This window comes from Plectonema radiosum NIES-515, from assembly GCF_025753815.1.
Classification (GTDB): Bacteria; Cyanobacteriota; Cyanobacteriia; order Cyanobacteriales; family Nostocaceae; genus Hassallia; species Hassallia radiosum_A.
The window spans coordinates 17,818-29,781 of sequence record NZ_JAOWRF010000193.1 but is presented as its reverse complement, the minus strand read 5'-3'; the positions used below and the strand labels follow the sequence as shown (position 1 = coordinate 29,781).

The 11,964-nt window shown below is 41.6% G+C and carries 15 protein-coding genes; 8 read left to right on the top strand and 7 right to left on the bottom strand.

Translation table 11 applies throughout. The annotated features are described in order from the left end of the window. The first annotated feature begins 324 nt into the window (after nucleotides 1–324). From OGM63_RS13020 to OGM63_RS13000, 5 genes are all read left to right on the top strand, one after another. On the top strand, nucleotides 325–720 hold the full coding sequence (locus OGM63_RS13020; protein WP_263745998.1) for a hypothetical protein: 396 nt from the start codon (nucleotides 325–327) through the stop codon (nucleotides 718–720). Nucleotides 721–1,026: 306 nt separating this feature from the next. Further along, a complete protein-coding gene (locus OGM63_RS13015; protein ID WP_263746000.1) occupies nucleotides 1,027–1,263 on the top strand; it encodes a type II toxin-antitoxin system HigB family toxin in 237 nt (78 codons plus the stop codon). Beyond that, entirely contained in the window at nucleotides 1,247–1,645 is a 399-nt protein-coding gene (locus tag OGM63_RS13010) for a helix-turn-helix domain-containing protein (protein WP_263745997.1), read from the top strand. The genes OGM63_RS13015 and OGM63_RS13010 overlap by 17 nt, the downstream gene beginning before the upstream one ends. 232 nt (nucleotides 1,646–1,877) lie before the next feature. Next, nucleotides 1,878–2,126 (top strand): type II toxin-antitoxin system HicA family toxin, encoded by a 249-nt coding sequence (locus OGM63_RS13005; protein WP_263745996.1) that lies wholly within the window; start codon nucleotides 1,878–1,880, stop codon nucleotides 2,124–2,126. After that, entirely contained in the window at nucleotides 2,123–2,353 is a 231-nt protein-coding gene (locus OGM63_RS13000; RefSeq protein ID WP_263745995.1) for a type II toxin-antitoxin system HicB family antitoxin, read from the top strand. Before OGM63_RS13005 ends, OGM63_RS13000 begins: the two co-directional genes overlap by 4 nt. A 155-nt stretch (nucleotides 2,354–2,508) precedes the next feature. Here OGM63_RS13000 and OGM63_RS12995 read toward each other — a convergent pair whose 3' ends face one another. The 4 genes from OGM63_RS12995 to OGM63_RS12980 form a co-directional block, all read right to left on the bottom strand. After that, nucleotides 2,509–4,233 (bottom strand): ABC transporter ATP-binding protein, encoded by a 1,725-nt coding sequence (locus OGM63_RS12995; protein ID WP_263745994.1) that lies wholly within the window; start codon nucleotides 4,231–4,233, stop codon nucleotides 2,509–2,511. A 147-nt stretch (nucleotides 4,234–4,380) separates the two neighbouring features. Further along, on the bottom strand, nucleotides 4,381–5,514 hold the full coding sequence (locus OGM63_RS12990; RefSeq protein WP_263745993.1) for an AI-2E family transporter: 1,134 nt from the start codon (nucleotides 5,512–5,514) through the stop codon (nucleotides 4,381–4,383). Between the two features lie 112 nt (nucleotides 5,515–5,626). Further along, nucleotides 5,627–6,064 (bottom strand): NUDIX hydrolase, encoded by a 438-nt coding sequence (locus tag OGM63_RS12985; RefSeq protein ID WP_263745992.1) that lies wholly within the window; start codon nucleotides 6,062–6,064, stop codon nucleotides 5,627–5,629. 33 nt (nucleotides 6,065–6,097) lie between these two features. After that, a complete protein-coding gene (locus OGM63_RS12980; RefSeq protein ID WP_263745991.1) occupies nucleotides 6,098–6,487 on the bottom strand; it encodes a hypothetical protein in 390 nt (129 codons plus the stop codon). Between the two features lie 246 nt (nucleotides 6,488–6,733). On the opposite strand from OGM63_RS12980, the gene folD reads away from it, so the two are divergent. From folD to OGM63_RS12965, 3 genes are all read left to right on the top strand, one after another. Then, on the top strand, nucleotides 6,734–7,609 hold the full coding sequence (gene folD / locus OGM63_RS12975; RefSeq protein WP_263745990.1) for a bifunctional methylenetetrahydrofolate dehydrogenase/methenyltetrahydrofolate cyclohydrolase FolD: 876 nt from the start codon (nucleotides 6,734–6,736) through the stop codon (nucleotides 7,607–7,609). Nucleotides 7,610–7,765: 156 nt separating this feature from the next. After that, complete coding sequence (crtE, locus tag OGM63_RS12970; protein WP_263745989.1) at nucleotides 7,766–8,692, top strand: geranylgeranyl diphosphate synthase CrtE; 927 nt, start codon at nucleotides 7,766–7,768, stop codon at nucleotides 8,690–8,692. Nucleotides 8,693–8,925: 233 nt separating this feature from the next. Continuing rightward, nucleotides 8,926–9,381: a divergent PAP2 family protein gene (locus tag OGM63_RS12965; protein WP_263745988.1), complete on the top strand. Its 456-nt coding sequence runs from the start codon at nucleotides 8,926–8,928 to the stop codon at nucleotides 9,379–9,381. A gap of 192 nt (nucleotides 9,382–9,573) precedes the next feature. On the opposite strand, the gene OGM63_RS12960 is transcribed toward OGM63_RS12965, so the two are convergent. The 3 genes from OGM63_RS12960 to OGM63_RS12950 form a co-directional block, all read right to left on the bottom strand. After that, entirely contained in the window at nucleotides 9,574–10,209 is a 636-nt protein-coding gene (locus OGM63_RS12960; RefSeq protein WP_263745987.1) for a hypothetical protein, read from the bottom strand. Between the two features lie 140 nt (nucleotides 10,210–10,349). Then, the gene (locus OGM63_RS12955) at nucleotides 10,350–10,679 is read right to left on the bottom strand and encodes an MgPME-cyclase complex family protein (RefSeq protein ID WP_263745999.1); all 330 of its coding nucleotides are present in this window, start codon (nucleotides 10,677–10,679) and stop codon (nucleotides 10,350–10,352) included. A gap of 263 nt (nucleotides 10,680–10,942) precedes the next feature. Further along, nucleotides 10,943–11,749, bottom strand: coding sequence for a nuclear transport factor 2 family protein (locus OGM63_RS12950; protein ID WP_263745986.1), 807 nt, complete (start codon nucleotides 11,747–11,749; stop codon nucleotides 10,943–10,945). Between the last annotated feature and the right edge of the window lie 215 nt (nucleotides 11,750–11,964).

The following is an 11,964-nucleotide window of genomic DNA, read 5'->3' as shown; positions in this document are numbered from 1 at the left end:
TTATGGGAGCGGTTTCACAACTTATGGGAGCGGTTTCACAACTTATGGGAGCGGTTTCACAACTTATGGGAGCGGTTTCACAACTTATGGGAGCGGTTTCACAACTTATGGGAGCGGTTTCACAACTTATGGGAGTGTCTACCTTAAAGCTTTTATGAAGTCTAGACAATTATCTCTATAAGTAACAACATCTAGTGATTAAATTCCGAAAAATTACTGCTATAAGTGGAAAAATTTATTATATAAGATTGCGAAGTATGCTGAACCGGAATGCGGTTTAATTGAGGCAAACTGGGTATATAAGCATCTTAAAGGAGTAATTTTATGTCTCGGAAAAAACGCATATCCCGCATTTTAGAAAAAGCTCAGTTAAGATCCGCTGGACTAAAATCGATTGTTCCAAGCATCAAATTTGATGAAGATTATAGTCTGGAAAAATTGATTGAGTCAATTGAACAGTTACGTAACAAGATTGATATTTATAATACCGCTCTGTCTGTGGTTGACTCTTCTAAAACTGAAATTGAAGACATGGAAAAAAACTTGAGTCAGCTTTCTGAGAAAATGCTGATGGTGGTTGCTATCAAGTACGGCAAAGACAGTCGCGAATATGAGATGGCAGGTGGTGTTCGTAGTAGCGATCGCATTCGCAAAATCAGGTCGAGTCGCTTGAAAAATGTTGCAGAGCAAGCATTAGATGAGAATGCTAAAACTGCATAGTAGCGGATGGGAGCATTGACGCAACTGAAACTGGTCTTACACAAAAAATTGCAAAAACCTTGAATTTCCGTAGGGGCAATTCATGAATTGCCCCTAGAATAGGTTCGCGATCGCGCTGACAAATTAGCCACTAACAACTATGCGATCGCACTGCAATGCAGGACGAAAAATAACCTATTTAAAAAAGCTAGATCGAGCCTCAAATTTAGGAAAATACTAATAGCTGTAATTACGATTAAAATTAAATGCATGTTATTATTCGCAGGATTTTGCGGGAATTTTCTGAAGCACATGTAGATTCCTGTGATGCGCTTTATGATTGGTATAGGGTTGCAACTAAAGCCGAATGGAAAAACCATAGAAGTTCAGGCAACTTATCCAAAAGCAGAAGCTGTCGGTAGCTTTACTGTTTTTAATATTAAGGGAAACAACTACCGCTTAATTGTTGATATTGTTTACGAAGCCCAAAGAATCTATATTAAATATGTTCTAACTCACGCCGAATATGATAAGGATAAATGGAAAAATGACCCGTACTTTTAATCCAGAATCTTACGGTAAGCTGCTAGCCGAATATAAACCAAAAACAATTACTACCGAAGAAGAAAACGAAGAAGCTATTAAATTAGCCCAAAACTTAGAGCATCGTCCCAATCGTACACCAGAAGAGGAGATTCTTTTGGAACTATTGGTGACATTAATTGAGAAATTTGAAGAAACCCATTACCCAATTCCCCAAGGGACACCTCATTCAATGCTAGTGCACCTTATGGATGCACGCGATATTACGACCGAAGTATTAGCTGATGTAATTGGCTCGTTGGAAGTTGTACGGGAAATTATTAACGACCATCGCACCATCAACAAAACAGAAGCAGAAGCACTTGCAAACTATTTTCATGTAGATGCCAGTTTATTTGCCTAAAAACGCTGCGCGATCGCTATGTGCTTACAAGCATTAAGTAGGAGAACTAAATTAAACTTCAGATCGTAGTAAGGACTTTAGTCCTTAGAATGCTTTCCCAGAGCGATAAATCGCTCACTACGAACTCATATTTTATTTTATATTTAATTATGTCCACCTACTTACTCAGATTGGGCGCATGTTCACAAAGAATTGGTATTAAAATTTATATTTAGGTTGGCAATAAGGGGCAATGCCAAAAAAAGTAAGAGAGTTGAAAGCTATTGTGTCAAAAGTCGGCTATATCCTTCAACCAGGAAGAGGTAAAGGAAGTCATACATATTGGAAGCATCCCTTATTACCCGAAGAACCTCTAACCATACCAGGCAAAGATGGTGATGATGCTCCGTTATATTTAGAAAAAAACATCCAACGAGTGCTAAAAAAACTGGAAGAAATGGAACAAACCAAAAGCGAAGAAAAACAGGAAAAAGAAGAATGAGCTATCACTACAGCATGGTAATTCAGTGGTCAGACGAAGATGGACTTTTTTTAGTACACTTGCCTGAGTTCCCTTGGCAACAGTTTCATACACATGGTAAGACTTATGAAGAAGCTGCCAAAAATGGTCAGGAAGTAATTGAGACTTTTGTTGAGATGTTGAGAGAAGAGAATAAACCACTACCAGAACCGAGAATACTGCCAACAAAACCGTTACGAGTCGCTTAGTTGAGTTGTTGGTTGTGGCTAAAGAAAGAAACGCGATCGCGTTTCTTTCTTTAGCCACTCAAATTAATCATGCGTTCTAGCAGCGACTCCTGCGGAGTATCACTCTGAAAAATCTAGCAATCTTCAGGCAATATCAAGCGGACTTGATATAACTATTATTTGCTAAACTGCTGGGCATAAAATCGCGCATAACGACGCTCAAGCATTAACAATTCTTCATGAGTGCCAGATTCGACAATTTGCCCACGTTCGAGAACTAAAATGCGATCGCATCTTCTCACCGTAGATAACCGATGAGCGATAATAAATACAGTCCGATCTGCCATTAATCTTTCCAGTGCTTCTTGAACCAAAGCTTCTGATTCTGAATCGAGTGCAGATGTCGCTTCATCTAAAATCAAAATTCTCGGATTTCGCAGAACAGCACGAGCGATCGCTATTCTTTGTCTTTGTCCACCAGATAAATTCACTCCTCTCTCACCTACCCAAGTATCATAACCTTCAGGCAGTTGCTTAATAAATTGATGAGCGTTAGCAATTTTCGCAGCTGATTCCACAGCTTTCATCTCAAAAGCATCTTGTCCGAAAGCGATATTTTGGGCAATTGTCCCGGAAAACATGATAGTTTCTTGAGGAACTATGGCAATTTGTCGTCGCAAACTATCTAACGTCACATCACGAATATCAACACCATCAATTAAAATTTCACCATCGGGGTCGTAAAAACGGGGTAGAAGATTGACGAAAGTAGTTTTACCAGCACCAGAAGCACCAACTAAAGCGATCGCTTCTCCTGGCATCGCTAACAAACTGATATCCTTAATTACAGGTTCGCCTTTTTTGTAAGCAAAGGAAACATGACGATATTCCACCTTACCGCTGACATCAGGTAGAGCGATCGCATTTAATTTTTCCTCCACCGTTGGTTGAATTGCCAATAACTCAAAAACGCGGTCAACAGAAGCTTCTCCCTGTTTAAATTCGTTGTAATTGCTGGTAACATGACCAATGGGATCGATTAATAAAGCACCTGCCGTTAAAAAAGCGACAAACTTATCAACCGTCAAACTACCAGTAGCAATTTGCCAACCACCCACAAAAAGTAAAATTAAAATACTGACAGCTTCTAAAAATCCGATGATGGGTATCTGAATTGCTTTGAGACGTTCCGCTGAGTACTTGGCTTTCATCGTGCGATCGGCTTCTCGACTAAAGCGGGCAATTTCGTACTTCTCGGCTGCGAAGGCTTGAATAATCCGAATTCCGCTGAAAACCTCAGTTAAAATTGCCGATAAATCAGATACATGACTTTGACTTTTGAGCGAAAATATACGCAAACGTTCGCCAAACCAACCGATTAAAATGCCCATCAACGGCGCAACAATAATAATAGCTAAAGTTAATTGCCAATTTAACCAAATCATGTATATGGGAATTGCGATTAACTGCAAAATGCAGGGGATAAAGTCGTGAAAGAGTTTATGGACAACTTCCCCAACTCTGTCAACATCTTCGGTCAGTCGATAAGATAAATCACCTGTTTTTGCAGTTTCAAAATAGCTGAGATTTAGCTTTTGTAAGTGAGTGTAGATATACTTGCGAAGATTAAAAGCTATTCGCAGAGCGGATTTAGCCATGTAGATATCTTGCACAGATTGAAAAAACCCTCTGACAAGAAACACCGTTCCGATGAAAGAAATTTGGAGAGCGATCGCAGACAAATTTCTCCCACCAAAGACACTTGCAAATTGACGCGCTAGGGTAATCAGAGCTAAAGTTGCTAATACATATCCGAAGATGCCAACAAAACCCTTAACAATGTTGTGCCATTGGGGTCGAATATACGGTAAGAGTTGCCAGTAATTAGAGCGCGTTTTCAAGCTGTCACATCCACACAATATTTTCTTTGTTTGACGCTATCAGCTTTTGTGTAGTTTCTAAGATTATTTTCTTATACCATTCGTCCTCAGGCTGTAAGCCGCTGGCTCTACAAACAAAACCAGACGAGCGCAGGTTTTAACATCATCTTAGTCCGCGCAGGCGGACTTTGTTTGTGTAGCCGCGACTTCAGTCGTCAGGTACTGAGCTGTTGCAGGTTCTGATTTAATATCATCTACTTTATGGAATCCCCCAGCAAGCCAGCTATCAGCGACATCTTTAATAAAACTGGCTAAGGGTATGGCAATTAATAAACCTAATAATCCGCCTAATTTAGCACCCAACAATAAAGAAATTACCACCCACACCGGATTTAAACCAGTCAAATTACCCAAAATGCGGGGCGCAATCAAGTTAGAATTTACTTGGTCGATCGCTACAGCAACACCTAAAACTTCTACCCCTAACCAAAAGTTTTGTAACGCTACCAAAAGACTGACAATGCTGATACCGATTCCCGTACCAAAGGGAAACAAAGAGAAAAAGCCAATTACAATCCCAAAAAGTAAAGCTAAGGGAACTTGTAAAGCTAAAAAAACCAGGGTAATTACTACTCCCAGCACGGCACCCAAAGTAGCCTGACCGATAAAATAATTGTGAAAATCTTCCCGCAATAATTGTCGTACTTGTGTGCCAATGCGAGATGGTATCCATTGATAAAGTCCATCCCAGAGGCGATCGCCATTGTACACTAGATAGATAGTCAGCACTACCGCCAGTAGACCGTTGGCAACAATATTGATAGTATCTACAGCAAAGCCGAGAATTTGACCTGTAAAAGTTTGAAGTTGACTAGATAATCGCTCAAGTACTTGGTTAACTAAACTACTTAAATTAAACGGTAGGTGCTGTTGATTTAATGCCCAATCTTGAAAAGCTTGTAGTTGTTCGGTTCCAGAATCAATCCAACTTGGCAAAATGTTGGCTAGTTCGTTGAGTTGTCCGAGAATTCGCGGAACTAAAGTGATACCCAAAGCGACTAAAATCACCACACTCAACAGCAAAACTACCACAATAGCCAAGTTGCGTTTTACCCCTCGTCGCTGTAAAAACTGAATTGGATAATCCAAAACAAAAGCTAGCAAAATTGCAGCAACAAAAACGCTTACCAAAGGTTGAAAATATTTTACAACCTGAATGAAGAGCCAACCGTTAAGAATGGCAAGGGGAAATGCCAATCCTAAACTTAACCATCGTGGCAGTTTATTTGCTGTTTGCATCATTGAGGAATTGGTAAGAGGAGCGTGGATGGTGGATAGTTGTTGGTTGTTAGGGGATGGTAGATAGTTGTTGGTTGTTGATTGTCAAAGAATTCCTACAACTATCCACCACCAACTATCCACTAACCATTTTGATAAAATCCAGCATAATTCGTTGAGGTATTATTCCTACATTTCGCACTTCGAGTGCGATCGCACTATAACAACTTCCCTGTAGAATATCTTCTGGTGTCAATAATCCCATATCCCAGCCTTCATTCAAAACCAGTTGATTGAATTCTACTTCTAGAGGTGCATAAAAGACATGACGCATCACCCTTTCATCAGGATAACAGCCAAAGTGAGCAAATGTTGGTGGTAAATTATAGCCGATTTCTTCTAAAATTTCTCGCTTTACTGCTATATCTGGGGTTTCTCCGGCTTCGATGTGTCCACCAAACAATGCCCATTGACCAGGATAGGGAATATTGGGGATGTTGTCTCGCAATTGCATGAGAAACTTGTTTTTTTGATAGAGAATAGCGATCGCTACTTGCACCTGTTGATTAGTCATAAAATTTGAAGTGACGATTTAAAGTAACTATAATTACTCTTCCTCTAAATAAATTTCCCCCAACTCTTTGCCCCCTAAAGGGATACTTTGGTAATTCACTTTACCCTTAACTACCACTTGCTGTCCTTTTTTCCAACCAGTTTGCTTGGTTAAAACCCAGATTTTGCCAGTTGAGTCATTGATTTGATAAACCTGCTCCTTGACAAGAGGAACTGATGAGTTTATCTTCCCTTGGATGTAAACTGTAGCTTTCTCTTGCCCTGGTTTCAGTTCCCGAATCGGGGTAACATTAACACCGATAGTGAAGTTAACGCCATTTAACCCAGACAGCCCGGAGTAACCACAACTAGATAAACCAAATAAGCAGACAAATGTCAACCCCCAGTAGTAGTAAAAATGATTTTTGTTTGTTTGTTGCATCATAGCTGCCTATTAAGGAAATTTCTGCTTTGTCGCCAGTTTCATCAAGTTAGTTCTGATTAATAGTATTCATTGGTCATTAGTAATGGGAATGGGGGGATGGAAAGAGGGGGAGACGGGGGGAAAGAATTATGTTTTTGTTTCCTTATCCTCCCACTCCCCCACTCCCCCACTCCCCCACTCAAGAGCACTCCCCCACTCAAGAGCACTCCCCCACTCAAGAGCACTCCCCCATTCCCCCGAAGCGTTATGGAAACAAAAACTGCCAAACTAATTGATGGTAAAGCAATAGCAGCAAAAATTCAGACAGAACTTTGTGCGGTTATTACAAAATTACAACCCCAAATTGGACGCCCACCAGGTTTAGCAGTGCTGATGGTTGGTGATAACCCAGCTTCTGCGGCTTATGTACGGGGCAAAGAACGCGCTTGTGCCAATGTGGGGATTGCCTCTTTTGGTAAGCATTTTCCCACCGAAACCACCCAAGCCGAACTAGAGTCGGTTATTGCTGCACTCAACTCTGATGAACGAGTGGATGGCATTCTCGTACAACTTCCTTTACCAGATCATTTGGATGCTGTCACTCTACTACATCAAATTGATCCCGACAAAGATGTTGACGGACTGCACCCGATTAATTTGGGACGACTGGTGCGGGGAGAACCAGGTTTACGCAGTTGCACTCCATATGGAGTTATGCGGCTGTTGCAGGAATATGAAATACCTTTGAAGGGAAAACAAGCGGTGGTGTTGGGACGCAGTATTTTGGTGGGTAAACCAATGGCTTTGATGCTTTTAGAAGCTGATGCGACTGTTACCATTGCTCACTCGCGATCGCACGACTTAAAAGATCTCGCGCGGAATGCTGATATCCTCATTACAGCAGTAGGTCGTCCCAATCTCATCGACGCGCTTTTGATAAAACCGGGCGCTGTTGTGGTAGATGTGGGAATAAATCGTGTAACGGATGAAAGTGGTAATAGTCGCTTGGTTGGCGATGTCAACTTTGACTCAACCAAAAACGTGGCAGGATTTATCACTCCTGTTCCTGGGGGTGTAGGTCCGATGACTGTCGCGATGTTGTTGCAAAATACAGTTTCTAGCTATTCTGTGCATCAGCGGTAAGTAAGTGATGAGGAGCTTTCGTTATGAGTTATGAGTTATAAGTTATGAGTTATAAATTTTTAATTCTTAACTCCTAACTCCTAACTCTTTTAGCTCCAAAGACCCGTAAAATTGTGACTTATATGACAAAAATTAAAAATTGTAAGGAATTTAAGGATGGTAGCAGCGCATAACCTTCACAAAACTCCTGAGTCAGCCAAGTTTGACCTATTAGCTTATCTAAAAGAGCGGCAAAAGCTCTGTGAAACTGCTTTGGATAACGCAATTCCCATACGTTACCCAGACAAGATTTATGAATCAATGCGCTACTCGCTGTTAGCTGGAGGTAAGCGTCTGCGTCCCATCCTTTGCCTTGCAACCTGTGAAATGACTGGTGGCACAATCGAAATGGCAATGCCAACGGCTTGTGCTTTGGAGATGATTCACACCATGTCGTTGATTCACGACGACCTGCCGGCGATGGATAATGATGATTATCGGCGCGGGAAGCTGACAAATCACAAAGTCTATGGCGAAGATATTGCAATTTTGGCTGGAGATGGCTTGTTGGCTTTAGCCTTTGAACATGTCGCCACTAGCACCCAGAATGTGCCAACAGAGCGAGTATTGCAAGTAATTGCCCGTTTGGGGCGTGCGCTGGGAGCAGCTGGCTTAGTCGGCGGTCAAGTGGTCGATTTAGAATCGGAAGGAAAGCCAGACATTTCCCTAGAAACGCTGAATTTCATTCACAATCATAAAACAGCCGCTCTATTAGAAGCTTGCGTTGCCTGTGGGGGAGTTTTGACTGGGGTTTCGTCTGAAGATTTGCAACGATTGTCTCGTTATGCTCAAAATATTGGGCTGGCATTTCAGATTGTCGATGATATTTTGGATATCACGGCAACCCAGGAGCAATTGGGCAAAACCGCTGGTAAAGACCAAAAAGCCAACAAAGTCACTTATCCTAAGCTTTGGGGGTTGGAGGAATCGCGTACCAAGGCTCAACAGCTAATTGAAGCAGCTTGTGTGGAATTAGATTCATTTGGTGATAAAGCAAAGCCGTTAATCGCGATCGCTCAATATATCATCAGTCGCGATCGCTAACCCAATCCCAGAGGGTGATTAAAACCCGCTCTTTGGATATTTGGGATTTTCAAGTGAGAAAAAGTGCCGAATTGAGCGCGATCGCTCTGCGTCTTATATCTTAGACGCAGGGCAGCTTGCAAGAATGGCATCCAATTATATTGGAAAATGTCGGCATTTTGGAGTGGGTTGGCTTAAAGTATTTCCCTAAATAACAACCCCTGCTAATATTTATTAACAAAGCTCAAAATACCATGCAGGACATAGGCGACATCTTAAACAACCGGGTGCTGCTAGTTGCCCTTATTGCTTGTTTAATTGCCCAAACATTAAAGCTCATAGTTGAACTAGTCAAACATCGTAAAGTTAATTTTAGTGTTTTAGCCACCACTGGAGGAATGCCCAGCGCTCATTCCACTTTAGTTACAGCTTTAGCAGCCGGTGTAGGACAAACTCTGGGTTGGGCATCTCCAGAGTTTGCACTCGCTGTAGTTTTTGCCATCATTGTCATGTATGATGCAGCAGGTGTTCGGCAAGCTGCCGGTAAGCAAGCTCGTATTCTCAATCAAATGATTGACGAATTGTTTCGCGAACATCCAGAATTTAACGAAGACCGTCTCAAAGAATTACTAGGACACACACCAGTTCAGGTGATAGTCGGTTCAGTTTTGGGCATAACCATTTCTTGGTTAGCTAGGTCTGCTTATTAGAGATTAGGAATTAGGGACTCTTGACTGGGGGGATTTTAAGAGGGGACTCATGTATGGAAATAAAGCACCAACCTTGAGCGGTGGACTGTACCGTCCCGTTGACGTTTGGAAGAAGAGTGATTTAAATCACTCCTGTATATTTTTTTCTTTTTTCCCCTTTCCCCCTCCTCAAATTGCCCCAGTTCCTAATCCCTATAACCGTACAACTGAACGCAGTAGCAACACCTTTCGGCTGTCTACTAAATAGGTGGAAAAACCGCGCTCGTTGAGCTTTTGCAATGTGTTGTATGCTTCCTTTTGGTTAGTGGTGTAAACTGCTAGCAAATAAGGGCGTTGTCCATAAGAAACAAAACCCACGTCACCTTCTAGGATTTGTTGCAGTTGAGTTGCCAATTCTGGACGGTTGAAATAATCCACCAAGACGGCATAACCCATTCCTAGTGATTGAGGATTATAACTTGCTACCTGAGAACGAGGCTGCTGCGCTTCTCCCGGTCGAGTGGTAATTATAGCAGACAAGCCGACAATACTGTTAACATACCTTGCCCAACGATTGGCATCGTCAATCTTGTTAAACCCGCCGATGCGAGTTACTGTATCGTTGAGATATCTACAGGTAGTGGTTTTCAGTTCAGTGGGCAAAGTGCGACGCAACTGAGTTTGATTATCTTGTGTGGGGCTGATTACCAATAAAAGATACTCACCCGCAGTTGGTGGTTGACAAACAGAAATATTTTTTTGAGCGGTGACAGAGCTGATTTTTCCACCAATCAAACTGGCGATCGCTAACACCAAAGCACTTGATAAAGTCGTAAATCTACGCATCATTTGATACATAATTAATTGTTCTAAATTTTTTCAAAATATGTTTTGTTCGTCTTTTGGGGCAAGTTATCAAACCTGCCCCTATGTAGCGTTAGAGGGGGAGCACCCGCAAAGAAGCGATCGCAACTGAGTGCTATATTCTATCAGGAAACGTTGACAAGAGATGCCAAAGCTTCAGGAATCGTCTCAGAAGGTGACTGAAATTCCCCTATAACCACATACTCCAATCGCAGTTTTAACCAGGTAATAAATTGGGAATTCGTAGAAATAATTGCTGCTGCTGGTTGGGGACACTTAGCCTTGATTTTAGCCATCTGTAGTGCTTCTAAAAAAGCTGGTTGCTTAACTAACCAAAAATCAATTTCTTTTTCTTGTTCGTGGTAGTAACGAGTGCGTTCAGTGAGAACTTCCGCGATTGGTTCTTCTTGGATGAGAAAGCGTTCACTTGCCAAAGCGTAATAGTATGTTTGCATGTTCATTATGAGCGTTGCTAATTAATAATGATAAGGGCACAGTGTCAACCACCATGCCCCTATTTATTAATTAAATTTAAATTAAGTAGGTGAGCGAAATTAAACCTAAAATATTCTCCTGGTTTGTAGTGAGCGGTTTACCCTTCGGGTTCACCAGTCGCTCATGGGGGAAACCCCCAAGACCGCGCTGGCTCACCGCTCATCGCTCTTGGATTTTAACGGCTTAAGCCGTTACTACATTAAAGAGCGTTATGCTCATCTACTTACCTGAAGCTAGTACTGAAGGGACAACGACTCGCTTGCGGTTTATTAATTGCACTTTTTTCTCCCCAGTTCCAAAGTCGCTTGATTAGACCTAAAAATGTTGGTTTCTGTTCTTTTGTAGCTTGTTTTTCGTTTGTTGTCAGCTTTGATGTAGTTGTTTTTCCACCTGCTGTCAGCTTATCTAAAAACAAGGTGTTGTCGAAATAGTGTTCCAAAGAAACTATCTTTAAATCATCGGTGACGCGAGCAATACTCATACCGATCATTTCCACCGTTTCCCCAGTAGGTGTAAAATCTTTGTATTGACCTTGAAAATGTCCCCAATGCCGCCATTTAAATGTGACATTTGGTGGTCCAGAGAAGACTTCTAGCACTTCCCAAGGAAATCCTTGAGGAAATGTTGTGTGGAAAATTTTTCCCGATGATTCAAAGTCTTCCTCAGAAGCTTTATAATGTTGTGAATCAGCCATAAATAGATTGTAAGTACCAGCAACTCCTAATTCTGCTGCTGTGTACTCTACTCCACCATTGGTGGTGACGCGAAACTTGTCACTCACAACCGACAACCACTGTTGTGGGTCGCTTTTAAATGATACCTCCATCTCAAAGGTTCTCACCAAGTTTTGCACGATCGCTTCTAGTGTACCCTCAAGGTGATTGCATATACTTTCTTTGGCGAGGTTCTCTTTTGAGCGAGTATAATCTGGAGGCGTTTGATAACGCCACTCCGCATCAGTACTTTGTGCAATTACTGTGTCTCTATCTTGCACCCAAAGCGGAAGGCTGTTAGATTGTGTTGCGCTCATAGAAGTCTTGGTTTAAGATTTGACTGTTGGAAAGCAATATTTTCGATTTAGCCAGAAGAGCGCAGCGCTTAATAACCACGCCACGACTAAAACCTTTATTTTTAGATCATCCTTCAAAGTGTCAACAGTGAAGATGATTTGTACACTTAATTTAATAAGGCATAAGCGATCGCTTCAAAGTCTTCCGTCGAAATGATTGTTTTTGAGATTTCGCA

What these genes read in the sequence shown, in the direction of transcription:
- OGM63_RS13020 (WP_263745998.1), top strand. Translation starts at nt 325, where the DNA reads ATGTCTCGGAAAAAACGCATATCCCGCATTTTAGAAAAAGCTCAGTTA.
- OGM63_RS13015 (WP_263746000.1), top strand. Translation starts at nt 1,027, where the DNA reads ATGCGCTTTATGATTGGTATAGGGTTGCAACTAAAGCCGAATGGAAAA.
- OGM63_RS13010 (WP_263745997.1), top strand. Translation starts at nt 1,247, where the DNA reads ATGACCCGTACTTTTAATCCAGAATCTTACGGTAAGCTGCTAGCCGAA.
- OGM63_RS13005 (WP_263745996.1), top strand. Translation starts at nt 1,878, where the DNA reads ATGCCAAAAAAAGTAAGAGAGTTGAAAGCTATTGTGTCAAAAGTCGGC.
- OGM63_RS13000 (WP_263745995.1), top strand. Translation starts at nt 2,123, where the DNA reads ATGAGCTATCACTACAGCATGGTAATTCAGTGGTCAGACGAAGATGGA.
- OGM63_RS12990 (WP_263745993.1), bottom strand. Translation starts at nt 5,514, where the DNA reads ATGATGCAAACAGCAAATAAACTGCCACGATGGTTAAGTTTAGGATTG.
- OGM63_RS12985 (WP_263745992.1), bottom strand. Translation starts at nt 6,064, where the DNA reads ATGACTAATCAACAGGTGCAAGTAGCGATCGCTATTCTCTATCAAAAA.
- OGM63_RS12980 (WP_263745991.1), bottom strand. Translation starts at nt 6,487, where the DNA reads ATGATGCAACAAACAAACAAAAATCATTTTTACTACTACTGGGGGTTG.
- folD (WP_263745990.1), top strand. Translation starts at nt 6,734, where the DNA reads ATGGAAACAAAAACTGCCAAACTAATTGATGGTAAAGCAATAGCAGCA.
- crtE (WP_263745989.1), top strand. Translation starts at nt 7,766, where the DNA reads ATGGTAGCAGCGCATAACCTTCACAAAACTCCTGAGTCAGCCAAGTTT.
- OGM63_RS12965 (WP_263745988.1), top strand. Translation starts at nt 8,926, where the DNA reads ATGCAGGACATAGGCGACATCTTAAACAACCGGGTGCTGCTAGTTGCC.
- OGM63_RS12960 (WP_263745987.1), bottom strand. Translation starts at nt 10,209, where the DNA reads ATGATGCGTAGATTTACGACTTTATCAAGTGCTTTGGTGTTAGCGATC.
- OGM63_RS12955 (WP_263745999.1), bottom strand. Translation starts at nt 10,679, where the DNA reads ATGCAAACATACTATTACGCTTTGGCAAGTGAACGCTTTCTCATCCAA.
- OGM63_RS12950 (WP_263745986.1), bottom strand. Translation starts at nt 11,749, where the DNA reads ATGAGCGCAACACAATCTAACAGCCTTCCGCTTTGGGTGCAAGATAGA.